This is a genomic window from Paraburkholderia sp. PGU19, from assembly GCF_013426915.1.
Taxonomy (GTDB): Bacteria; Pseudomonadota; Gammaproteobacteria; order Burkholderiales; family Burkholderiaceae; genus Paraburkholderia.
Window position 1 is genome coordinate 1,334,161 of the sequence record NZ_AP023179.1, and the last position, 20,831, is coordinate 1,354,991.

16 protein-coding genes and 1 pseudogene are annotated in these 20,831 nt (G+C 62.9%); 14 read left to right on the top strand and 3 right to left on the bottom strand.

The genetic code is table 11. The features are described 5' to 3' along the window. Window positions 1-30: 30 nt before the first annotated feature. Together boxB and boxA are read left to right on the top strand one after the other, a co-directional pair. A complete protein-coding gene (gene boxB / locus H1204_RS06235; protein WP_180730420.1) occupies window positions 31-1,458 on the top strand; it encodes a benzoyl-CoA 2,3-epoxidase subunit BoxB in 1,428 nt (475 codons plus the stop codon). A 35-nt stretch (window positions 1,459-1,493) separates the two neighbouring features. Next, window positions 1,494-2,744: a benzoyl-CoA 2,3-epoxidase subunit BoxA gene (gene boxA, locus H1204_RS06240; RefSeq protein ID WP_180730421.1), complete on the top strand. Its 1,251-nt coding sequence runs from the start codon at window positions 1,494-1,496 to the stop codon at window positions 2,742-2,744. 13 nt (window positions 2,745-2,757) lie between these two features. Here the strand turns inward: boxA and H1204_RS06245 are convergent, their stop codons facing one another. Next, on the bottom strand, window positions 2,758-3,450 hold the full coding sequence (locus H1204_RS06245; RefSeq protein ID WP_180730422.1) for a TetR/AcrR family transcriptional regulator: 693 nt from the start codon (window positions 3,448-3,450) through the stop codon (window positions 2,758-2,760). Between the two features lie 397 nt (window positions 3,451-3,847). Between H1204_RS06245 and H1204_RS06250 the strand changes: the two genes are divergently transcribed. The 11 genes from H1204_RS06250 (at window position 3,848) to H1204_RS06300 (ending at window position 17,235) form a co-directional block, all read left to right on the top strand. Further along, window positions 3,848-5,125: a Zn-dependent hydrolase gene (locus tag H1204_RS06250; protein WP_042311320.1), complete on the top strand. Its 1,278-nt coding sequence runs from the start codon at window positions 3,848-3,850 to the stop codon at window positions 5,123-5,125. Window positions 5,126-5,232: 107 nt separating this feature from the next. After that, a complete protein-coding gene (locus tag H1204_RS06255; protein WP_180730423.1) occupies window positions 5,233-6,582 on the top strand; it encodes an NAD(P)-dependent oxidoreductase in 1,350 nt (449 codons plus the stop codon). A 60-nt stretch (window positions 6,583-6,642) separates the two neighbouring features. Next, complete coding sequence (preA, locus tag H1204_RS06260) at window positions 6,643-7,956, top strand: NAD-dependent dihydropyrimidine dehydrogenase subunit PreA (protein WP_180730424.1); 1,314 nt, start codon at window positions 6,643-6,645, stop codon at window positions 7,954-7,956. A 39-nt stretch (window positions 7,957-7,995) separates the two neighbouring features. After that, the gene (locus tag H1204_RS06265; RefSeq protein ID WP_180730425.1) at window positions 7,996-9,495 is read left to right on the top strand and encodes an NCS1 family nucleobase:cation symporter-1; all 1,500 of its coding nucleotides are present in this window, start codon (window positions 7,996-7,998) and stop codon (window positions 9,493-9,495) included. Window positions 9,496-9,533: 38 nt separating this feature from the next. Next, window positions 9,534-10,985 carry a dihydropyrimidinase gene (gene hydA, locus H1204_RS06270; RefSeq protein ID WP_180730426.1) on the top strand — a complete coding sequence of 484 codons (1,452 nt, stop codon included), beginning with the start codon at window positions 9,534-9,536 and terminating at the stop codon, window positions 10,983-10,985. 348 nt (window positions 10,986-11,333) lie between these two features. Beyond that, window positions 11,334-12,116, top strand: a complete 783-nt coding sequence (locus H1204_RS06275) for an amino acid ABC transporter substrate-binding protein (RefSeq protein ID WP_180730427.1) — start codon at window positions 11,334-11,336, stop codon at window positions 12,114-12,116. Window positions 12,117-12,138: 22 nt separating this feature from the next. Further along, the gene (locus H1204_RS06280; RefSeq protein ID WP_180730428.1) at window positions 12,139-12,816 is read left to right on the top strand and encodes an ABC transporter permease subunit; all 678 of its coding nucleotides are present in this window, start codon (window positions 12,139-12,141) and stop codon (window positions 12,814-12,816) included. 3 nt (window positions 12,817-12,819) lie between these two features. Continuing rightward, window positions 12,820-13,587 (top strand): amino acid ABC transporter ATP-binding protein, encoded by a 768-nt coding sequence (locus H1204_RS06285; RefSeq protein ID WP_180730429.1) that lies wholly within the window; start codon window positions 12,820-12,822, stop codon window positions 13,585-13,587. Between the two features lie 128 nt (window positions 13,588-13,715). Beyond that, window positions 13,716-14,165, top strand: a complete 450-nt coding sequence (locus H1204_RS06290; protein ID WP_180730430.1) for a hypothetical protein — start codon at window positions 13,716-13,718, stop codon at window positions 14,163-14,165. A 129-nt stretch (window positions 14,166-14,294) separates the two neighbouring features. Beyond that, on the top strand, window positions 14,295-14,525 hold the full coding sequence (locus H1204_RS06295) for a hypothetical protein (protein ID WP_007585520.1): 231 nt from the start codon (window positions 14,295-14,297) through the stop codon (window positions 14,523-14,525). 502 nt (window positions 14,526-15,027) lie between these two features. After that, the gene (locus H1204_RS06300; protein ID WP_243468563.1) at window positions 15,028-17,235 is read left to right on the top strand and encodes a YadA-like family protein; all 2,208 of its coding nucleotides are present in this window, start codon (window positions 15,028-15,030) and stop codon (window positions 17,233-17,235) included. Here the strand turns inward: H1204_RS06300 and H1204_RS06305 are convergent. Beyond that, window positions 17,223-18,532 (bottom strand): annotated as a pseudogene (locus tag H1204_RS06305) (DUF3443 domain-containing protein). The gene H1204_RS06300 and the pseudogene H1204_RS06305 sit on opposite strands and share 13 nt — an antisense overlap. 10 nt (window positions 18,533-18,542) lie before the next feature. After that, the gene (locus H1204_RS06310; protein ID WP_180730431.1) at window positions 18,543-19,022 is read right to left on the bottom strand and encodes a DUF2844 domain-containing protein; all 480 of its coding nucleotides are present in this window, start codon (window positions 19,020-19,022) and stop codon (window positions 18,543-18,545) included. 488 nt (window positions 19,023-19,510) lie between these two features. On the opposite strand from H1204_RS06310, the gene bamC reads away from it, so the two are divergent. Beyond that, window positions 19,511-20,734, top strand: coding sequence for an outer membrane protein assembly factor BamC (gene bamC / locus H1204_RS06315; protein WP_180730432.1), 1,224 nt, complete (start codon window positions 19,511-19,513; stop codon window positions 20,732-20,734). Window positions 20,735-20,831 lie beyond the last annotated feature (97 nt).

Here is a 20,831-nt window from a genome sequence, read left to right on the forward strand (position 1 = left end):
GACCGGATGCACCGCGCTCAAGGAACCGACATGTCCACGATCAACTACACCGACAAGATCCCGAACAACGTCAACCTCGCCGACGACCGGGCGCTGCAACGCGCGCTCGAACAATGGCAGCCGAACTTCCTGTCATGGTGGGGCGACATGGGCCCCGACGGCTCGCATGATTTCGACGTCTATCTGCGCACGGCGACCAGCGTCGATCCGGGCGGCTGGGCGCATTTCGACTATGTGAAGATGCCCGACTACCGCTGGGGCATTTTCCTCGCGCCCGGCGATCAGGATCGCAAGATCAACTTCGGCGAGCACAAGGGCGAAGCGGCGTGGCAGGACGTGCCGGGCGAGCATCGCGCGAACCTGCGCCGCATCATCGTCACACAAGGCGATACGGAGCCCGCTTCCGTCGAGCAGCAGCGTCACCTCGGTCTCACGGCGCCGTCGATGTACGACCTGCGCAACCTGTTTCAGGTGAATGTCGAGGAAGGCCGTCACTTGTGGGCGATGGTGTATCTGCTGCATCGTCATTTCGGCCGCGACGGGCGCGAGGAAGCGGAAGCGCTGCTCGGCCGCCGCTCGGGCGACGACGACAACCCGCGCATTCTCGGCGCGTTCAACGAGAAAACGCCCGACTGGCTCGCGTTCTACATGTTCACGTACTTCACGGATCGAGACGGCAAATTCCAGTTGAGCGCGCTCTCCGAATCCGGTTTCGATCCGCTCGCGCGCACCACGAAGTTCATGCTGACGGAAGAAGCGCACCACATGTTCGTCGGCGAATCGGGCGTGTCGCGTGTCGTGCAGCGCACGGCGCAGGTGATGAATGAATTGAAGACGGATGATGCGAGCCGGATTCGCGCAGCGGGCGTGATCGATCTGCCCACCATCCAGCGCTATCTGAACTTCCACTACTCGGTGACGATCGACCTGTTCGGCGCGGATCATTCGTCGAATGCGGCGACGTTCTATAGCTCGGGACTCAAGGGCCGCTACGAGGAAACGAAGCGCGACGACGATCATCAGCTGAACGGCCAGAGCTACAAGCTGCTCGATGTCGCAGATGGCAAACTGGTCGAGCGCGAAGTGCCGATGCTCAATGCCATGAACGAAGTGCTGCGTGACGACTACATCAAGGATTCCGTCGCGGGTGTCGGACGCTGGAACAAGGTGCTTGAAAAGGCCGGCATCGATTTTCGCCTGACTGTGCCGCACAAAGCGTTCAACCGGCAGATCGGCACCTTTGCGGGCACGCGCCTGTCGCCCGATGGCCGCGTGATCAGCGAGACCGAATGGGCGGCGAACGAAGCGAAATGGCTGCCGACCGCGGAGGATCGCGCGTTCGTCGCATCGCTGATGGGGCGCGTCGTCGAGCCCGGCAAGTTTGCAAACTGGATCGCGCCGCCCGCGATGGGCATCAACCGCCAGCCCGTCGATTTCGAATACGTGCGCTTCAACTGAACGCAACGTAAAGCAAAGCAAAAGGCAGAACCATCATGAACGCGCCCGTACCGGTCGAAATTCTCAAGCAGCATCTGATCGATCCGGAGATCTGCATTCGCTGCAACACATGCGAAGAGACCTGTCCAATCGATGCGATCACGCACGATGGCACGAACTACGTCGTGATGCCGGACGTGTGCAACGGCTGCATGGCGTGCGTGCCGCCGTGTCCGACGGGTGCGATCGACAACTGGCGCTCGGTGCTCAAGGCAGACGCGTATAGCATCGACGAGCAGTACACGTGGGACGTGTTGCCGGAGCAGGGCACGATGGCATTGCCATCATCAACTGAGACACCGGCGCAAGAAAACGCCGCGAGCGGCGACAGTACCGACGAAGCGCAAGGCATCGACGTCGATACGGTGCGCGGCGCTGTAGTGCCGCCGTGGTCCGCCGCGCGTCCGTATGTGAATCTCTATACGCATAAGAACCCGACGACGGCCACTGTCGTCGGCAACTATCGGCTGACGGACGAGAAGACGCAAAGCGATATCCATCACATCGTGCTCGATTTTGGTTCGATGCCGTTCCCTGTGCTAGAAGGGCAGTCGATCGGCATTCTGCCGCCGGGCAGCGCCGCGGATGGACGCGCGCACCATGCGCGCCAGTATTCGATTGCCAGTCCGCGCGACGGCGAGCGGCCCGGCTACAACAATGTCTCGCTGACCGTCAAGCGTGTCACCGAGGACTATCAGGGCGACGCGACGAACGGCGTGTGCTCGAACTACCTGTGCGACCTGAAGAAGGGCGACGTGGTCAACGTGATAGGTCCATTCGGCAGCACGTTCCTGATGCCGAACCATCCGAATTCGCATTTGCTGATGATCTGCACGGGCACGGGTTCCGCACCGATGCGCGCGATGACCGAGTACCGGCGCAGGCGCAGGCTGAAGGGCGCAACGGGCAAGCTGATGCTGTTCTTCGGCGCACGCACGAAAGAAGAGTTGCCTTACTTCGGACCGTTGACGAATCTGCCGAAAGACTTCATCGACACGAACCTCGCGTTTTCACGCACGCCGGGCGAGCCGAAGCGCTACGTGCAGGACGCAATGCGCGAGCGTGCTGTCGACGTCGCGCAATTGCTGCGCGACGACAACACCCACATCTACGTGTGCGGGCTGAAAGGGATGGAAGATGGCGTGTTGCAGTCGCTGAAGGACATCGCCGATCAGCATGGCCTCGAATGGGACGTGCTGTGGCAGCGGCTCAAGCGCGAAGGGCGCCTGCATCTGGAAACATACTGAACGCGCGCAGGTGTCAGGTCTTTGCCAATGGAGACCGCGCCCCGCACGCGCGAATCACGAGTTGCACGACCTGTTCCGTGGTTGCATCGAAGGCCTTTTGCGAGAACGCGCGCTTTCCGCTTAGCGCGCGTATCTGCGCGTCGAAATCCGCGTAGTGCTGCGTCGTGGCCCAGATCATGTACATCAGCGTTTGCGCATCCACGTCGGCAAGCAGGCCGCGCGCAATCCAGTCGTCGATGACAGTCACGCGCGTATCGAGCCACGGCTTCACGCGCTGCTCGAGAATGTCGAGCATGTGGTCCGCGCCGTGAATGATCTCGTTCGCCCAAACCTTCGAGCCGAGCGGCCGCCGCCGCGACAACTCCATCTTCGCGCGCACGTAACCACCGATCGCTTCGACAGGATCGTCGCTGCCTTCGAACGTATTCGCCGCCCGATGCCAGTCTTCGAACAGGTCTTCGAGCACGCGCCGGTAGAGCGCGAGCTTGGTCGGGAAGTAGTAATGGACGTTGGCTTTCGGTAAGCCTGCGCGCTCCGCGATCATCGCCGTGCTCGCGCCTTCGAAGCCGCGCTCCGCAAAAACGGCTTCCGCACACGCCAGCAGATGCGCTTCATTGCTCTCACGAATGTGAGCCTTGCGCCGCCGCAAAGGTACGGGCGCTTCGTCGTTGCCGGTCTCGCTCACTATTGTGTCGTCGTGTTTCATCGTTAGCCTTTGTGCCGCGTCGCGCTTTATTCTAGCCGCTCGTGCCGCGATCGACATCAACGCATTCGCCGTTTCATTACGCGTGCAGAAAGTCATGCTGCGTTGCAATGGCATGGTTCTCGCTCTCGTGATCATCTGTTCCTGTCCGCACGAAAGACATTGATTTGATGTTTTTAATCGGCTACAACCTGTCCAATCGGACAGGATTCGCAGAGCGGCGGATGGTCAGGGTTTACCGCTAGTTCGAAGGCTTGGGAAGCGTGCACGCCGACTGTGCAGCCATGCCCCAAAAGCGAATTCGAACGCGCCGCCGATGCACCAGTTTCACTTCGTCGCGAGAGGACGCAAAGCCGCTCGCGGTTGAACTGCAAAGCGTGTTGATCCAGAGGAGCAACGAATGAATGCGGTATCCGAAGCGTTGAAGCAAGGACTCGATACGTCGATCACCGTCAACGGGAAACGTCTGTGGGACAGCCTGATGACGATGGCGAAGATCGGCGCGACGCAGAAGGGCGGTGTATGCCGCCTCGCGCTGACCGATCTCGACAAGGAGGGGCGAGACCTGATCGTCAGCTGGGCGAAGGAAGCGGGCTGCACGGTCAGCGTCGATCAGATGGGCAACGTGTTCATGCGGCGCGCGGGCGTGAACCCGAATGCGCTGCCCGTGATGACGGGCTCGCACGCGGACTCGCAACCGACAGGCGGCCGCTTCGACGGCATCTACGGCGTGCTCGGCGGGCTTGAAGTGATTCGCAGCCTCAACGATCGCGGCATCGAAACCGAGCATCCGATCGAAGTCGTGATCTGGACCAACGAAGAAGGCTCGCGCTTCGCGCCCGCGATGGTGGCGTCGGGCGTGTTCGCAGGCGTCTTCACGCTCGACTATGGCTTGTCGCGCAAGGACGTCGACGGCAAGACGATCGGTGAAGAACTCAAACGCATCGGCTATGCGGGCGACGTGCCGTGCGGCGGCCGCCCGCTCCATGCGGCGTTCGAATTGCACATCGAACAGGGGCCGATACTCGAGGCCGAGCAAAAAACGATTGGCGTCGTCACCGATGCGCAAGGCCAACGCTGGTACGAAATCACGCTGACGGGCCAGGAAGCGCACGCGGGCCCGACGCCGATGCCGCGTCGCAAGGATGCGTTGCTGGGCGCGGCGCGTGTGGTCGATCTCGTCAACCGCATCGGTCTCGATCACGCGCCGCTCGCGTGCGCGACGGTCGGCATGATGCAGGTGCATCCGAACTCGCGCAACGTGATTCCCGGCCGCGTGTTTTTCACCGTCGATTTCCGCCATCCCGACGACGCCGTGCTCGCGAAGATGGACGCCGCGCTACGCGAAGGCGTCGCGAAAATCGCGGGCGGCATCGGCCTCGAAACACAGCTCGAACAGATCTTTTACTACGAGCCCGTCAAGTTCGACGCGGCCTGCGTGAAGTCCGTGCGCGCCGCCGCCGAGCGTTTCGGCTATCCGCATCGCGACATGGTGTCGGGCGCGGGCCACGATGCGTGCTATCTGTCGCAGGTGGCGCCGACATCGATGGTGTTCGTGCCGTGCGTGGACGGCATCAGTCACAACGAAATCGAAGACGCGACGCCCGAATGGATCGAGGCGGGCGCGAATGTGTTGCTGCACGCGATGCTGGAGCGCGCATGCGAACCGGCATCGTAAGAGTCTGATCACGCTGTAACGCTGCACCCATAAAACACGCCGTCCCGGCTTCGTTCAAGCGAAGCCGGCAGGCACGGCTACGTCCTCACTTTGACCAAGGAACGCGTATGGCCATCAAGCAAACGGGCGACATCGCGGCGCAGCGCTTGTCGTCCGAACAGCTTTCATGCGAATTCGCCGACATTGCGCCGCTGCTCGATCCCACCGCCGCCGCCGCGGCCGCGAGCCGCTGTCACTACTGCTACGACGCACCGTGTGTGCAGGCGTGTCCGACGCAAATCGATATCCCGAGCTTTATCCGCAAGATCGGCAACGGCAATCTGAAGGGCGCCGCGACCGATATTCTTTCGGCGAATCCGTTGGGCGGCATGTGCTCGCGCGTGTGTCCAACCGAGATCCTCTGCGAAGGCGCATGCGTGCGCAATCATCAGGATGCGAAGCCCGTCGCGATTGGCGCATTGCAGCGTCATGCAACCGATTGGGCGATGGCGCGCGATGCCGTGAAGTTCACGCGCGCGCCGGATAGCGGGCGGCATGTGGCCGTCGTCGGCGCAGGCCCGGCGGGTCTTGCATGCGCGCATCGACTTGCTGTGGCGGGTCATCGCGTGACGATCTATGACGCACACGACAAGGGCGGCGGCCTCAACGAATACGGCATCGCCGCATATAAAACGGTCGATGACTTCGCGCAGCGTGAAGTGCAGTGGTTGTTGTCGGTAGGCGGCATCGAATTGAAGACGGGCATGAAGCTGGGCAGTGACGTATCGCTCGATTCGCTGCGTCAACAACACGACGCCGTGTTTCTCTCGATCGGCCTTACCGGTGTGCGCGCGCTCGCACTCGAAGGCGAAGCACTGAACGGCGTGATGAACGCCGTCGATTTCATCGAACAGGTGCGTTCGGCGAACGATCTCGCGACGGTGCCTGTAGGCCGCCGGGTGATCGTGATCGGCGGCGGCAATACGGCCGTCGATGCCGCCGTGCAAAGCCGCAAGCTCGGCGCGACGAGCGTGACGATGGTGTACCGGCGCGGCGTCGAGTCGATGAGCGCGACATGGGCGGAGCGCGATTTCGCGCAGACGCAGGGCGTGACGCTCATCACGCATGCGAAGCCCGTGCGATTGATCGGCAGCGACGGAAATGTGACGGGCGTTGAATTCGAACGCACCGGGAGCGACGGCAGCGCCGAGCGCTTCACGCTCGAAGCGGACATGGTGCTCAAGGCAATCGGTCAGACGCTCGTGAGCGTCGGCCTCGATCACGAACTGTTGACGCTCGATCAAAGCCGCATCGCGGTCGATGAAGACATGCGCACGTCGCTCGACAAGGTATGGGCGGGCGGCGATTGCGCGGCCTCGGGCGGCGTCGATCTGACCGTGCAGGCGGTGCAGGACGGCAAGCTCGCGGCGGCATCGATCGACGCTGCGTTCGCGCTCGCCGCCGTCAAGGCGGCCTGAAGCGAAACGCAAGCACGCATCACGCGAACACGACAAAACCGAATCCCCACGGAGCCGAACATGGCTGATCTTCGCTGCACGATTGCCGGCATTACTTCGCCGAATCCTTTCTGGCTCGCGTCCGCACCGCCGACCGACAAAGCCTACAACGTGAACCGCGCGTTCGAAGCGGGCTGGGGTGGCGTCGTATGGAAGACGCTCGGCCTCGACCCGCACGTGGTCAACGTCAGCTCGCGCTACGGCGCGGTTCAATGGAACGGCCAGCGCATCGCGGGCCTGAACAACATCGAGCTGATCACCGACCGGCCGCTCGACGTCAATCTGCGCGAGATCAAAGAGGTCAAGCGCGACTGGCCCGACCGCGCGATGATCGTCTCGCTGATGGTGCCGTGCAACGAGCGCGACTGGAAATGGATTCTCCCGCTCGTCGAAGACACGGGCGCCGATGCCGTCGAACTCAACTTTGGCTGTCCGCACGGAATGAGCGAGCGCGGCATGGGCTCCGCTGTCGGCCAGGTGCCCGAGTACATCGAGATGGTCACGCGCTGGGTGAAGGAAGGCACGAAGCTGCCGTGCCTTGTGAAGCTCACGCCGAACATCAGCGACATCCGCATGGGATCGCGCGCGGCCTACAAGGGCGGCGCGGACGGCGTGTCGCTGATCAACACGATCAACTCGATCGTCGCCGTCGATCTCGACCAGATGGCGCCGATGCCGACCGTCGACGGCAAGGGCACGCATGGCGGCTACTGCGGCCCGGCCGTGAAGCCGATCGCGTTGAACATGGTCGCCGAAATAGCGCGCGACCCTGAAACGCCGGGCCTGCCGATCTCTGGCATCGGCGGTATTTCGTCGTGGCGCGACGCGGCGGAATTCATGGTGCTCGGCGCGGGCAGCGTGCAGGTCTGTACGGCCGCCATGCACTACGGCTTTCGCATCGTCTCCGATCTCGCGGACGGCCTGTCGAACTGGATGGACGAAAAAGGCTACGCGAAGCTCGACGACATTCGCGGCCGCGCGGTGCCGAACGTCACGGACTGGAAGTATCTGAACATGAAGTACGACATCAAGGCCCGCATCGATCAGGACAAGTGCATCCAGTGCGGCCTCTGTCACATCGCCTGCGAAGACACCTCGCATCAGGCGATTACGCGCGAGAAGGACGGCAAGCGTCATTTCGAAGTGGTCGATGCGGAATGCGTCGGGTGCAATCTTTGCATGCATGTGTGTCCCGTCGAGCAATGCATCACGATGGAGCGTGTCGATAGCGGCGAGTACGCGAACTGGACCACGCATCCGAACAATCCTGCGCGAGTCGTTGCGGACGCAGCTGAAACAACGCACGCACAGGAACACGCGGTAAAAGCGGCCTGAACTTCAACAATCAACGAGCGATCAAGTGGAGATCCATCGATGAAGCAGACAGCGCAATCCGTCGATACGACTCACGCCGGCAGCAGTCTATACAACGAAGACCTCGCGCCGACGGGGCCCGCGCAGCGCACGTGGAAGTGGTATCACTTCGCCGCGCTTTGGGTCGGCATGGTGATGAACATCGCGTCGTACATGCTCGCGGCCGGTTTGACGGAAGAGGGCATGTCGCCGTGGCAGGCTGTGCTGACGGTATTGCTCGGCAACCTGATCGTACTGGTGCCGATGCTGCTGATCGGACATGCGGGCGCGAAGCACGGCATTCCGTATGCGGTGCTGGTGCGATCGTCGTTCGGCACGCAGGGCGCGAAACTGCCCGCGATGCTGCGCGCGATCGTCGCGTGCGGCTGGTACGGCATCCAGACGTGGCTCGGCGGCAGCGCGATCTATACGCTGCTCAACATCCTGACGGGCAACGCGCTGCACGGCGCGGCGCTGCCATTCCTCGACATTTCAATTGCGCAGCTCGCGTGCTTCCTCGCGTTCTGGGCGTTGCAGATCTACTTCATCGTGCATGGCACCGATTCAATTCGCTGGCTCGAAAGCTGGTCGGCGCCGATCAAGGTCGTGATGTGCATCGCGCTGGTGTGGTGGGCGACGTCGAAAGCGGGCGGTGTCGGCTCGATGCTGTCCGCGCCTTCGCAATTCGCGCCGGGCGGCAAGAAAGAAGGGCTGTTCTGGGTCACGTTCTGGCCGGGCCTCACGGCGATGGTCGGTTTCTGGGCGACGCTTGCGCTCAACATCCCCGACTTCACGCGCTTTGCGAAGACGCAGCGTGATCAGATCGTCGGGCAGTCGATTGGGCTGCCCGTGCCGATGGCGTTGCTGTCGGTGATCTCGGTGGTCGTCACGTCGGCGACAGTCGTGATTTACGGCAAGGCGATCTGGGACCCGATCGATCTGACCAGCCGCATGACGGGCATCGGAGTTGGTGTTGCGCTCATCATCCTCACGCTCGATACGATGTGCTGCAATCTCGCGGCGAATCTGGTCGGCCCGGCGTACGACTTTTCGAGCCTGTGGCCAAAGGGTATTTCGTATCGCGCGGGTGGGATGATTACCGCGACTATCGCGATCGTGATGATGCCGTGGAAGATTCTCGCGACCACGCAGGGCTACATCTTCACGTGGCTCGTCGGTTATTCGGCATTGCTCGGGCCCGTCGCGGGCATTCTGATGGTCGATTACTTCTTCATTCGCGGCACGCGGCTCGATCAACGCGAACTGTTCGACGAGAACGGCGAATACAGTTACACGGGCGGTTGGAACATCGCCGCTGTCGTGGCGCTGGTGATCGGCGTGCTGCCGAATCTGCCGGGCTTTTTGCATACCGCGTTTCCCGCATCGTTTCCGAATGTGCCCGCGTTCTTCAATACGCTCTACACGTATGCGTGGTTCGTGGGACTGGCGCTCGCATCCATCGTGTACGGCACGTGGATGAAGATGCGCCGCAGTCCCGGCGCGAGCATGGCGAGCGCATGAGAAGCGCGGTTCTGATGAATTAATAGAGGAGGCACCCGATGACAACCCTGATTCGCGGCGGGACAGTAATCGATTCGGACCGCACGCACAGAGCCGATGTGCTGATCGCGGACCCGCAGGACGGCGGCACGATCCTGCAGATCGAACGCACGATCGATCCGCCCGCGGGCGTGAACATCGTCGATGCGCACGACCAGTACGTAATGCCGGGCGGCATCGATCCGCACACGCATATGGAACTGCCCTTCATGGGCACGACGGCCAGCGACGACTTCTATACGGGCACGGCGGCGGGCTTGTCGGGCGGCACGACGAGCATCATCGACTTCGTGATCCCGAGCCCGAAGCAGCCGCTGATGGACGCGTTCAAGGAGTGGCGCGGCTGGGCCGAGAAGGCATCCGCCGATTACGGCTTTCATGTGGCGGTGACATGGTGGGACGATTCCGTGTATCGCGACATGGGCACGCTCGTGCACGAGCATGGCGTATCGAGCTTCAAGCACTTCATGGCCTACAAGAACGCGATCATGGCCGACGACGAAGTGCTCGTGAACAGCTTCTCGCGTTCGCTCGAACTCGGTGCGCTGCCGACCGTGCACGCAGAGAACGGCGAACTCGTATTCCAGTTGCAGAAACAACTGCTCGCGAAGGGCTTCAAGGGACCGGAGGCGCATCCGCTCTCGCGTCCACCCGAAGTGGAAGGCGAGGCTGCGAATCGCGCGATCCGCATTGCGCAGGTGCTCGGCGTGCCCGTGTACATCGTGCACGTATCGTCGAAGGAAGCCGTCGAAGCGATTTCGCGCGCACGCAACGAAGGGCAACGCGTGTTCGGCGAAGTGCTGCCGGGGCATCTGGTCATCGATGAATCGGTGTATCGCGATCCCGACTGGACGCGCGCCGCCGCGCACGTGATGAGCCCGCCGTTCCGCACCAGCGAGCATCGCGAGGCTTTATGGCGCGGGCTGCAATCGGGCCAGTTGCACACCACGGCCACCGACCACTGCGTATTCTGCGCGTCGCAGAAGGCGATGGGCCGCGAGGACTTCACGAAGATTCCGAACGGCTGCGGCGGTGTCGAAGACCGGATGTCGGTGTTATGGCATGAGGGTGTGAACAAAGGGCGCATCACGCCAAACGAGTTCGTGCGGATCACGTCGGCGAACGCCGCACAGATCTTCAACCTGTATCCGCGCAAGGGCGCGGTGCAGGTCGGCGCGGATGCCGATCTCGTCATCTGGGACCCGACCGCGACGAAGACGATCTCGGTGAAGACGCATCATCAGAAGGTCGACTTCAACGTGTTCGAAGGGATGACGGTGCAGGGCGTCGCGATGCATACGTTCACGCGCGGTGCGCATGCGTGGGCCGATGGCGATCTGCGCGCGCAACGTGGCGCGGGGCAGTATCTCAAGCGTCCGCCGAACGCCGCCTATTACGACGCCGTGCGGGTCGCGAACAAGCTGAAGGAGCCGCATCCCGTCGAGCGCTAATGGCGTTGGCGCATACGCTTTGTCCCGTTGCAGCACGCGCGGCCGCCCCGCAATTTTGCAGCGGGAGCGGCCGTTTTCGTTTTCGGGTATGCTTTCGCGCCTCGTTGCAGGCGACAGGCTGGCCTTGGCAACGCCCCAAAGTCTGCAGGGGTTTGGCCTGCCACCCTATACTTGCGCATTGCCCAACCCCAAGAAATCGGTCCGGTTTATTCCGCATCGGCATATGAATAAGCCTTCAAATGCGTTGTGGAAATAAGGACCGTTTGCTACAGTCCGCCCACGCTGCCGGACGGGTGTTCCTGCAGACAACACGCAAAACCGGACAAAACGAACCTCGGAGCACACTCTATGAAGTCGATTCGATCCCTTCTGCTGATCGGCCTGTTGCAAGTCGCAACGGCGACGGCCGCATTCGCCGCTGACGACCTCGCGAAGATCAAGTCCGCCGGCGCCTTCAAGGTCGGTACGGAAGGCACCTATGCACCGTTCACGTACCACGATGCGTCGAACCAGCTGACGGGCTTCGACGTCGATATCGCCCGCGCGATCGCGGCGAAGCTGGGCGTGAAAGCGGAGTTCATCGAGGGCAAGTGGGACGGCCTGATCGCCGGTCTCGACGCGAACCGCTACGACGCGGTGATCAACGAAGTGGCCGTCACCGACGCGCGCAAACAGAAGTACGACTTCTCGGACCCGTACATCGTGTCGCACGCCGCGCTGATCGTGGCCTCGAACAACACCACGATCAAGAACTTCGACGACCTGAAGGGCAAGAAGTCGGCCAACACGCTGACCAGCAACTTCGGCAAGATCGCTGCCGCGCACGGCGCGGAAGTGATCCCCGTGCAGGGCTTCAACGAATCGATCGATCTGCTGACGTCGGGCCGCGTCGACGCGACGGTCAACGACTCGCTGTCGTTCCTCGACTTCAAGAAGCACAAGCCGGATGCGAAGGTGAAGATCGCCGCCATCGATACCTCGTCGGACAGTTCGGACCATTCGGCCGTGCTGATCCGCAAGGGCAATCCTGAACTGCAGGCCGCCATCAACAAGGCGCTGGCAGAGATCAAGGCGGACGGCACGTACGCGAAGATCTCCGAGAAGTACTTCGGCAAAGACGTTTCCAAGTAAGTAAAAAGGGCGAGCCTGAATCATGCCTGCATGGTTGCACCTGATGGGTGACTCGCTGTGGCCGCTGCTGTATGCGGGCCTCGTGTTCACCGTGCCGTTGACCCTCGTGTCGTTTGCGATCGGCATCGCGCTCGCGTTCATCGTGGCGCTGGTCCGGCTGTTCGGGCCGGGCTGGTCGGTGGCGATCGTGCGCTTCTATGTGTGGCTGTTTCGTGGCTCGCCGCTGCTGGTCCAGCTGTTCGTCATCTTCTATGGCTTGCCGAATGTGGGGATCGTGCTAGATCCGCTGACGGCCGCCATCATCGGCTTCTCGCTGAACGTCGGCGCGTATAACTCGGAAGTGATACGCGGCGTGATCGAGTCGATCCCGAAAGGGCAGTGGGAAGCCGCGTACTCGATGGGCATGACGCGCGGCCAGGCGCTGCGCCGCGCGATCCTGCCGCAGGCGGCGCGCGTCGCGTTGCCGCCGCTGTCGAACTCGTTTATCGCGCTCGTGAAGGACACGTCGCTGGCCGCCGTGCTGACCGTGCCGGAAATTTTCCAGGCCGCGCAGCGTATCGCGTCGGTGACTTACGAGCCGCTCATTCTCTATACGGAAGCCGCGCTGATCTATCTGGTGTTCAGTTCGGTGCTGTCGTCCGCGCAGGTGCGCCTCGAACGCCGTTTCGGCCGTCACGCGCTTTTCACATCGGGTAACTGAACGATGATCCGCCTCGAAAGAATCGAAAAGTATTTCGGCGATCATCGCGTGCTGAACAGCGTTGATCTCGCGCTCGCGCAAGGCAACGTGACGGCGCTGATCGGCCCGTCGGGCAGCGGTAAAAGCACGCTGCTGCGCTGCGTGAATCTGCTCGAAATTCCCGAAGCCGGCTCGCTCGAACTCGGCGACCAGCGCATCCAGTTTAGCCGCACGGAGAAGCCGTCGAAGGAAGCCGTGCTCGCGATGCGTCGCCGCACAGGGATGGTGTTCCAGAACTTTCAGCTGTTCCCGCATCGCACGGTGATCGAGAACGTGATGGAAGGGCTCCTCACCGTGCAGAAGTGGGACCGCGAACGCGCGCGGGCGCGCGCGCTCGAATTGCTGGAGAAGGTCGGCATCGCGCACAAGGCCGATGCGTGGCCCGTCACGCTGTCGGGCGGGCAGCAGCAGCGCGTCGCGATTGCGCGGGCGCTTGCGCCGTCGCCGGAAGTGCTGCTGTGCGACGAGCCGACTTCCGCGCTCGATCCAGGCCTTGCCGCCGAAGTGGTCGAAGTGCTGCGCCAGCTCGCGAAAGAAGGCATGACGATGCTGATGGCGACGCACGACCTGCGGCTCGCGGCCTCGATCGCGCGCAATGTCGTGTTTCTGAGCAACGGCTCGATCGTCGAGCAAGGCCATTCGCGCGACATCTTCACGCGGCCGAAGCAGCCGGAAACCGCGAGCTTCGTGTCGACGCTCACGCAGAGTCTGCCGGATAGCTGGGAAGACTGAGCGGCTGTCTGTCGTGCATCGTTGCAAGGGCGCCTGCGAGCGCCCTTGTTTCTTTCCGGCGCCCGCGCTTCATGCTGGCTGCGGACAGCTACGCTACAATGGCCGTCGCCCCGAATGATGGAAGATCGATGAAGACCCGCACTCCTGTTATCGCCTGCTGCATGGTTATCGCCGCTTTGTCCGCGGGCTGCGCGGCCGTGTACAAAAACACGAGCGCATGCGAGCAGGCGATGCGGCAGTCGGCGAGCGAGCTTTCCGGCAGCGATACGCTGAAGGTGACGCACGCGGGTTCGGGCATTCATGGCAGCCGCGTGGTCGTCGAAGGCACGCTCGAGCATCCGCAGACGGCTTCGGAAGCCGCCGTCGCGAAGCCGCCCAACACCAACATCCTGGAAGCCGGGCTGCTCGCGCCCGTGATGGCCGCGATCGCAAAGTCCAAGCCCCCAACCACCGCGGTGCCCGCCGCAGCCGAGTGCACGTATGACGCGAACGGCCAGCAGAGCGCGTTCCGCTGGCTGACGCCGGCACGCCTCGCGAAAGACACGTCACCGGACGACGGAACGCACTCCGACGAGTGATGCGGGCGGTGTCGCTTCGGCGGCACCGTTGCGGCCGCCACGTTTGGGCCGCGTTTCCGCCATGTTGCAATGCACGCACTCCCGCCATGCTAGGATTTCCGCGTGCAATGCAGATGTCAGGAGGGCAGCATGGACGGCTTCGTCAGACATCAGATTGAAGGCGCATCCGTCGATATCGACGTCGTGCCCGTCACGCCGCGCGGCTACTGCGCGCGCTTTCGCATCTTCCGCGACGCCGCCGACAAACCCGAATGGCATCAGGTCCATGTGTCGGGCAGCGTGTTCGATACCCCTGAAGAAGCCGAGGAAGCCGCACGTTCAATGGCACTCGAACAGGTGCTGGCGGGCGGCGGCTCGTAGCGCGGCCCGGTTTCATTGCCACCAGGGCGCATAGCCCGAATTTCTTGTCGCCGGTTTTCGTCCGGCCCATTCGCGCACTTTCGTCGCGCGCTTTCCTTTGCTTGTCGTCGGGTTCGCTTCGTGCGGCTTGCTTCGCCGCTCGACGCGCGTCGCTCCGCCGATCGAAGAATTCCGACTTTGGGAGTTTTCTTGTATTGACGGATGAACCGTCTCCGTAGGATTTGCCTGTCGTAACCGACATCGAAGAAGTGACGGTACGTAGGAGGCATCCTTGCGGATGCGTAGGTGCAATCGTTTCTCGAGTACTGTAGCCATATTGGTTCGGTATGCGAATCGAATGCGCTACGCCCCGCACGTTGCCACATTTTGGGGAGAAAGGTGGTTACCCGTACCAAGGTTTTGGATGAGCAATTTGCAAAGTGGAACAGGTGTTGGACTTGAGCCGGCTTCTTCGCCGGGTCGCCGCGCGAATCGGCGTTTCGCCCGCCGCCGGCATGTCGGGATGGCCGTCGCGATCAGTGTGGGCACGATGGCAGCGGCGCCGCAGGCGGTGCGTGCTGCTTCCGTCACCGACTACATCGCGGTGAGCAACAACGTAATGACGGGCGCGCCCACCACGGCAGCGAACACCCTGAACACGATGGCCATCGGGCCGTCCGCGAATGCGTGGGGCGACAATGCGCTGGCCGTCGGAGCAGGGGCGGGCGCGGCGCGCACGGGATCGACTGCGATCGGCTCGCTGTCGGCTGCCTTGGCCGTGAACTCGGCGGTGATCGGTTATGGCGCGTCGACTGGTTTCAATGCGGACCGGGCGGTGTCAATCGGCTATATGGCGACGGCGGACGGCAGCGATGCACTCGGGCTCGGTTCGTTTTCAATCGCAACGGGGCAGCGCTCGCTCGCCTTTGGCTTTAACGCCTTCACCAGCTCGAACGCCGCAGACAGCCTGGCGCTGGGATCGAACAGCCTTGTCCTCGTAGACGGCGCTGTGGCGTTGGGCGCGAACGCGAAGGCCGACCGCGCGAACACGGTGTCGGTGGGCAATGCGACGCTGCAACGCCAGATCGTCAACGTCGCGGCAGGCACGGCCAACACGGATGCGGTCAACGTCGGTCAGTTGCGGGACGCGGTGTCGACAGGTTTGGCGGATGCCGTGACGTATGACTCGTCCGCGCATGACTCCGTCACGCTGGGCGGCGTGACAGCCAGTGCGCCCGTGCGGCTCGCCAACGTGGCCAACGGCGCAGTCGATGCTGCCAGCCACGACGCAATAAACGGCAGTCAACTGTATGGGCTGAGCGCAAGTGTCGCGTCGGCGCTAGGCGGCGGCGCGTCGGTGTCGCCTGATGGAACGGTCGTGGCGCCGACCTACCGCGTCGGCGGCAGCGTGTTTCGCAATGTCGGCGATGCACTCGGCAATCTCGATACCCGGGTCACGACCAACACCAGCGCGATCAACGACCTCAACGTCGCACTCGGCAATGTGATCAACAACGGCGTCGAGCCGCATTACTTCCACGCCAATTCGACACTTGCCGACTCGCTGGCAACAGGCGTGGAGTCCGTCGCGATCGGCGGCGGCGCGCAGGCCGCGTTCTCGAATTCGGTCGCACTCGGTTCGAACGCGGTGGCCGATCGCGCCAATTCGGTGTCGGTGGGATCGGCGGGTAACGAGCGGCAGATCACGCATGTCGCCGCGGGTACGGCCGACACCGACGCAGTCAACGTCGCACAGTTGAAGCAGGCGGGACTGGTTGACGGCAATGGCCATGTCGCGAGCGCGGTGGTCTATGACAACGCGGGCGGCCAGGTCGACTATGCGAGCGTGACCCTCGGGCAAGGCGTGGCGGGCGGCACTGTCATTCACAATCTGGCCAATGGCGTGCTTGCTGGCGACGCCATCAACCTCAGTCAGTTGAACCACGCGATGAACCGGGTCATCAACGTGCAGACGGCGTCCACGCCCTTCGTGAGCGCGAATGGAGACGCCACGACGGAAGCCGCGTCCGCGACAGGAACGCATGCTACGGCGGTAGGCGCAGCCGCGGTCGCGAATGGCGATCAGGCTACAGCGATCGGCGGCGGCGCGCAGTCCCGTGCTGCCGCAGCGACGGCCGTAGGCGCACAGGCCGTCGTCAATGGCGCAAACGCTTCGGCGTTCGGCGCGGGCAGCCAGGCCTCTGCGAGCGGTTCGGTTGCGCTCGGCGCGGGCTCGGTGGCGGATCGGGCGAATACCGTGTCGGTCGGTCAGGCAGGCGGCGAGCGGCAGATCGTCAACGTCGCGCCCGGCACGCATGGCACGGATGCCGTCAACCTGAACCAGTTGAATGCGGCTGTCGATCAGACATATCAGTCGATCAACGATCTCGACCGAAGCACGCGAAAGGGCATTGCGTCCGCTTCCGCCTTGCAGATCGTTACGCCGTATCTGCCCGGGCGCACGACGCTCAATGCCGGTGTCGCCGGCTATCGCGGCCAGGCGGCATTCGGGCTGGGCGTGTCGCGCTGGAACGAGAAGGGGACGATCAATCTCAATGCGGGCGTAGCGTCGTCGGGCAGTCAGCACGATTGTGCGTGCGGGTATCGGCATCGTGCTCGGCAACTGACTCCGGTGAGCTGGCGCGGGTGCCCGTTCCTTCTGCATCCGTGCCAGACGTCGCGTTACGACCGTTCATCAAGTGCGCATGAGCGGCAGGTTCAGAACGCGTAGAACGGCCCGTTGCCAGCGGAAGTCAGGCGCGATTCGATCGCGGTGTAGACGCGCCGTCCGAAGAAGAACGGCAGCCCCCAGTCGAACGCGTTCGAGGGGCCGCCAAGATTATTGAACGCATAGTTTTGGGTGGCGAACAGCGTTTGCGCGTTGGCAATCGAAAATGCCGGCGATGCCGTTGCACCGTTGGTGCCCGTCACCGTCGCCATCAGCGATTGTGTCGACGCGGGGCACCACCAGAAACCGCAACGCGCGAGCGTCGTGCTTGGGAAGAACAGGCCGTTCGAACCGCTGTCGAAAAAGCTTTGCGAATACGGTTGTCCGTTGAGAGAGGTTGTCACATAGCCACTTGTCGTGTTGGCCTTCAGCACAGTCGCGTTGCCGAGCGTGTTGTTGGCCTGCGTGCCGATGCCGAAGATCATCGATCCATTCAACGTCGCCGCGCCGTTAGGACCCACGGCGGGCAGATCGATCACGATGCCGTTGTTGTCGAGCGCGAACCGGCTGATGGGGTTGGCCACCTGTTGAGCAAGGGGCTGACTGGTCGATGTGCACGAGCCCGTCGGGTCGCACGCGTAGTACCAGCGGGGCAAGGCTGACGTGATACAGGCGCCGCCGCAATCGGCGGAAAACAGGCCGACGCCGAGGATGCCGTTCACGCGCAGCGCGCTGGGCGTCATCATCGGCAAGCCTGAAGCGGCACCGTCGGGACGGAAGGGTCGCCGATCACCTGGATCGCAATGCCGGGCGCGAGCTGGCTGGCCATGCGGACATCAGCGGTGCGTACGGCGCCCCAGGTGAAGCCCGTGCCGAACACGCTGCATTCTGCGTTGAGCGTGTTTGCCGTGCCCGCAGGCGGTGTGGCGGGCACGGCTGGCAGTTCGAGGCTCGCCGGCAATTGTGAGGCGAGTACGCGCAGGCCCTGCGAACCCGTATCGACCTGCACGTTGTCGATCGCCACGCAATTCGACGTGCCCGGCACGCATACCGTCACGCTCGTCGTGAGCATGTTGCGGGTCTGCGTGGGCGTTGACGTGACGGTCACGGGTTGAACGTTGGGGGTCGTCGATTGCGGCACGGTCGCGGCGGGTGCGCTCACGGGCGCGGGCGCGGTGGCCAATGGCGTGCCGCTGGCCGTTGCGCCAGGCGAAGCGGGTGTTGACTGGGGCGAATTGCCGGCCGTGTTCGTCGTGCTGGAACCGCCGCCGCCACCGCATCCCGCTAATGTGACCAGTGTGGCGAGCGTAACGATCGTGCCCTGCGCAAACCGAACTGCACCCATCAGTACGTTTTTCATGGAAATCCCGTCAGCGCAGATCGGCGAGCGAAACGTCGGCCGGGAGGGCCGCCGGCAGCCACGCCCGACCGACATAACTGCGCATCTGTCCACCCGATTCAACGATGACGTCCGCTTGCTCGACGCGCGATGCATGGAGATGTCCCGTCGCGTCGAACTGTTCCGCTGCCTTCGCGCGATACCGCTCTGCATACCGGCCTAGCATGCGGGTGAGGTCCGGCATGGTCGGGCCTTGCCACGCGTAGGCGAAGATCAAACCGTCGCCCGTTGCGTACTCGTTGATGGTCGTGCCACCTGCATCGACGCTCGAACGTACCCGCACCGCGGTACCCGGCAACACACGCTGTGTCATGTTGCCGGCGACCTGGGACGCGGGCATCGTGCCGCCAAGCTGGGCGCGCGCGTCGCCGGCAGCGAACGTGTTCGCGCACAGCGCGAACACGACGGATGTGGCGATGGTGGTCGCCGGATGAGTTCTGACGAATGGCATGTGGCAACTCCCTCGGGCCATCGGGCTTCTTTTTGAGATCGTTAATTCAAGATAGCACCGGGGTTTTGAGATGAGATTTGCGACCGCAGAAACGTCACCTGCGGGTCTCAAAATGCGACATCCCGACCATGCACATTTAGTTCATGAGAATCAATGACATAGAGGAAGGCGATTGAGCGTTTCCACCGCCAGAAACACTGTGTCGGAATGTTAAATATCGAGCCGAAAACCGGTCCAAAATGCAGACTTCCGGATTCATTGTGAGATGATGCGTGCGGTTTTTTGCGTCGCGGGGGCGGCCGACGCGGAAGTTCGCAATTCGAACACCCGACGCAGCAAGCGGCTGGGTCAATCAGGCCTCGATTGAAAGCAAAATGACGCGCGGTAAGCCGCGCTTTTTGCACTTCGTGTCGCCGGGCCGGTAAAATGATGGGTTAGTCCACGGAGTTGCCGTGGCTTCCGTGGCTTATAGGAAGGATTCCTGGAACATGACTGAACTTCGTCTTACCAAGCGGTTTGCAGCATTGCTGATGGCAGGCGGTCTGGTCGCCGGCTGCGGCACGTCGTCGCCGAACAAGATCGACTACAAGAGCGACTCGAAATCGAAGGAAGTGTCACTCGCTGTTCCGCCGAACATGCTCGAGGAAACCGCAGACCAGCGTTCGCTGCCGCCGCAAAGCGGTCAGACCTCGCTGTCCACGTTGCAGCAGGTGCAAAGCGAAGCGCCGACCACGGCAGTGGTCGCACCCGCAGTCAGCGGCATGCATATCCAGCGCGACGGCACGGAAAGCTGGCTCGTGCTCGACAACCAGAGCCCGGACAAGGCGTGGCCGCAAATCCGCCGTTTCTGGCAGGAACAGGGCTTTCTGCTCGTCGTCGACCAGCGCGACAAGGGCGTGATGGAGACGGACTGGAACGAAACGCATCCGTCCATCAACGACGGCCTGATCCGCAGTACGCTGTCGAAGGCGATGGGCAACTCGTACGTGACGGCCGAGCGCAACAAGTACCGCACGCGTCTGGAAGCGGCGCCGAACGGCGGCACCTATGTGTTCATCAGCCAGAAGGGTCTACGCGAAGCGCTCAGCGGCGCGAACAACGACACGAGCAAGTGGGAACCGAAGCCGAATGATCCCGCGCTCGAAACCGAATATCTGAAGCGCCTGATGGCGACGCTCGCCAAGAACGACACGGGCACACATACCGCCAACGCGGCGGCCGATGTCTCGCCGGCCGGCTCGCAAACGCCGCCCAACGCGGCGGTGGGCAGTGCGAAATCGGCGGCGGCCGCGACGGCTGCGCAGAACGTTGCGCTGGCCGGACAAACGCCCATGCGGGATCCTTCGGCGGCGGATACGTCGGCGCAGTTCTCGTCGACCGAGCTGACGCTTGGCGAGCCGTATGACCGCGCGTGGCTGCGTGTCGGTCTCGCGCTCGACCGCAGCAATTTCACCGTCGACGACCGCGATCTCACGCGCGGCATCTACTTTGTCCGCTATGTCGACCCGAAGGACATGACGTCGGCCGAGCAGGGCTTCTGGAGCCAGGTGTTCCACGGCCGCAAGGAAAAGGTCGCCAAGCAGTATCGCGTGAACGTGCGCGCGGTGACGCCGAACCAGACGCGTGTTGCCGTCGTCGACGACAAGGGCGACGTCGATTCGTCGCCGCAAGCGAAGCAGATCATGTCGCTGATGGTTGATCAGTTGCATTGACGCTGATGGCCGCGCGCCTCGCGCGGCCACGCAAAATAGCCCGCGTGACGGACATCGTCACGCGGGCTTTTTTATTGCCGTCGCATTTTGGCCGACA

Coding starts and splice junctions, on each gene's coding strand:
- boxB (WP_180730420.1), top strand. CDS start 31: ATGTCCACGATCAACTACACCGACAAGATCCCGAACAACGTCAACCTC.
- boxA (WP_180730421.1), top strand. CDS start 1,494: ATGAACGCGCCCGTACCGGTCGAAATTCTCAAGCAGCATCTGATCGAT.
- H1204_RS06245 (WP_180730422.1), bottom strand. CDS start 3,450: ATGAAACACGACGACACAATAGTGAGCGAGACCGGCAACGACGAAGCG.
- H1204_RS06250 (WP_042311320.1), top strand. CDS start 3,848: ATGAATGCGGTATCCGAAGCGTTGAAGCAAGGACTCGATACGTCGATC.
- H1204_RS06255 (WP_180730423.1), top strand. CDS start 5,233: ATGGCCATCAAGCAAACGGGCGACATCGCGGCGCAGCGCTTGTCGTCC.
- preA (WP_180730424.1), top strand. CDS start 6,643: ATGGCTGATCTTCGCTGCACGATTGCCGGCATTACTTCGCCGAATCCT.
- H1204_RS06265 (WP_180730425.1), top strand. CDS start 7,996: ATGAAGCAGACAGCGCAATCCGTCGATACGACTCACGCCGGCAGCAGT.
- hydA (WP_180730426.1), top strand. CDS start 9,534: ATGACAACCCTGATTCGCGGCGGGACAGTAATCGATTCGGACCGCACG.
- H1204_RS06275 (WP_180730427.1), top strand. CDS start 11,334: ATGAAGTCGATTCGATCCCTTCTGCTGATCGGCCTGTTGCAAGTCGCA.
- H1204_RS06280 (WP_180730428.1), top strand. CDS start 12,139: ATGCCTGCATGGTTGCACCTGATGGGTGACTCGCTGTGGCCGCTGCTG.
- H1204_RS06285 (WP_180730429.1), top strand. CDS start 12,820: ATGATCCGCCTCGAAAGAATCGAAAAGTATTTCGGCGATCATCGCGTG.
- H1204_RS06290 (WP_180730430.1), top strand. CDS start 13,716: ATGAAGACCCGCACTCCTGTTATCGCCTGCTGCATGGTTATCGCCGCT.
- H1204_RS06295 (WP_007585520.1), top strand. CDS start 14,295: ATGGACGGCTTCGTCAGACATCAGATTGAAGGCGCATCCGTCGATATC.
- H1204_RS06300 (WP_243468563.1), top strand. CDS start 15,028: ATGGCCGTCGCGATCAGTGTGGGCACGATGGCAGCGGCGCCGCAGGCG.
- H1204_RS06310 (WP_180730431.1), bottom strand. CDS start 19,022: ATGCCATTCGTCAGAACTCATCCGGCGACCACCATCGCCACATCCGTC.
- bamC (WP_180730432.1), top strand. CDS start 19,511: ATGACTGAACTTCGTCTTACCAAGCGGTTTGCAGCATTGCTGATGGCA.